Annotated in this window: 2 protein-coding genes; both read right to left on the bottom strand. The window is 76.2% G+C overall.

The genetic code is table 11. The annotated features are described in order from the left end of the window. On the bottom strand, positions 1-1,386 hold a 1,386-nt coding region (locus ACFV5N_RS27530), incomplete at its 3' end, for a GMC family oxidoreductase (protein ID WP_385605173.1). Continuing rightward, positions 1,379-1,852: 4'-phosphopantetheinyl transferase family protein (locus ACFV5N_RS27525; protein ID WP_385605170.1), on the bottom strand; the 474-nt coding region annotated here is incomplete at its 5' end. The genes ACFV5N_RS27530 and ACFV5N_RS27525, both read right to left, overlap by 8 nt.

The raw sequence follows: 1,852 nt of genomic DNA, 5'->3' as shown, positions 1-1,852 counted from the left end.
GTACAGGGAGTGCGAGCAGGACTCGTCCACGGCGTCCGGGTCCGCCGCGTCCCCGGTCGGCTGGAGGTTCCCGCCCGCGTACCGGGCCAGCGAGGGTGCGGCCAGCACCTTCTCGATCCAGCGGGCGCCCGCCGTCAGCGCCGCCCGGTCCGCGCCCCGCGGGTCGCTCAGATAGCGCGGGTCGATCAGCGGCGCGTCGGCCGGATCGGGCGAGGCCAGCCGCACCTCGCCCCGGCTGTGCGGCTGGAGCAGCACCGCCCCGACCGAGAACGCGTGCTCGTCGCCCAGGGTCAGCCCCTCGTCCAGATAGGGGCCCGGCGCGAACAGCAGCTCCAGATCCGGCAGCGCCATCGACGGATCGCTGCGGGCGAAGGTGTACGCCTCGCCGAGGTTGGAGGTCAGCTTGCCGCGCCGGTACCGGCCGTAGCGCACCATCTCCCGCGCCGAGGCCGCGTCGTACAGACTGATCGGCTCCCGGCTGGCCACCACCCGCATCGTCACCAGATGGTCGGCCAGATTGCGCCCCACCTCGGGCCGGTTGGCCACCACCGGGATGCCGAACCGGCGCAGCTCCCGGGCCGGGCCGATCCCCGACAGCTTCAGCAGCTGCGGGGTGTTGACGGCGCCGCCGCACAGCACCACCTCGGCCCGCGCCCGCGAGGTGACCAGCCGGCCCTCGTGCAGATACTCCACCCCGCTCGCCCGCCGCCCGGTGAACAGCACCCGGCGGGCCGCGGCCCCGGTGCGCACCGTCAGCCGGGGCCGTCCGGCCGCCGGGCGCAGAAAAGCGTCGGCGGTGCTGAACCGGGCCCCCTCGTGCTGCGTCACCGCCGTGCGACCGCCGCGCTCGGCCGTCGCGTACCCGTCCACCGACACCTCGCTCAGCCCCGCCTCCTGGGCCGCCGCCAGGAACGCCGCCGTGAGCGGATTCGGGTCGCGCTGCATCCGCACCGGCATCGGCCCGCCGCCGGTACGGCGCCCGGCCGCCAGCGGATCCTCCCGGTCCTCCAGCGCGTCGAAGCACCGGGTGACGGCCCGCCGGCCCCACTCCGGACCCGCCAGCCGCTCCCAGGCGTCGTAGTCCTCCGGGAAGCCGCGCACCCACATCATGGCGTTGACCGAGGACGAGCCGCCCAGGGTGCGCCCGGCCGGCCAGTAGATCTCCCGCCCGCCGAGACCGCGCTGCGGCACGGTGCGCCGCGCCCAGTCGAACGGGCCGCCGAACAGCGACAGATAGGCCGCCGGCACCCGGATCGACGGGTCGCTGTCGGCCGGCCCCGCCTCCAGGAGCAGCACGCTGCGGGCCGGATCGGCGCTCAGCCGCTCCGCCAGGGGCGCCCCCGAGGCCCCCGCCCCGACGATGATGTAGTCGAACGAGTCATCCATGGTGCGACAAACCTTCCGGTCGGGTCGCGGGCGCCGCGCCGGGCGTCCACGACCAGGTGCGCAGCAGGGTCAGCGGCCCGCGTACGGTCACCGCGCCCGCGTAGCCGGCGGGCAGATCCAGCCGCCGCATCCGCCACGCCGCGCGGTGCCGCCCGCCCTCGAAGACCGCGGCGTCGGCGGTGGCTTCGGCGAACCGCACCTCGAAGCGGTCCAGCGGATGCGCCAGGCCCAGGCCCAGCGCCTTCACATAGCTCTCCTTGCAGGTCCAGTACGCCCAGAACGGCGCCCGGTCACCGGCGCGGGCCGCCGCCCGTACCGCCGCCGCCTCCGCCGGCGCGAACCACCGCTCGGCCAGGGCCATGCGGTCCTGGCCGGTGATCCGCTCGATGTCCACCCCGACCGGGCCCGGCGCCGCCAGCGCCAGCAGCGCGGCGCCCCGGGTGTGCGAGAGGTTGAACGCCAGGCC

It is taken from the genome of Streptomyces sp. NPDC059853 (genome assembly GCF_042731495.1).
In the GTDB taxonomy this organism is placed as follows: Bacteria; Actinomycetota; Actinomycetes; order Streptomycetales; family Streptomycetaceae; genus Streptomyces.
The sequence above is the reverse complement of the archived record's forward strand: the minus strand, read 5'-3'. Positions and strand labels throughout refer to the sequence as shown.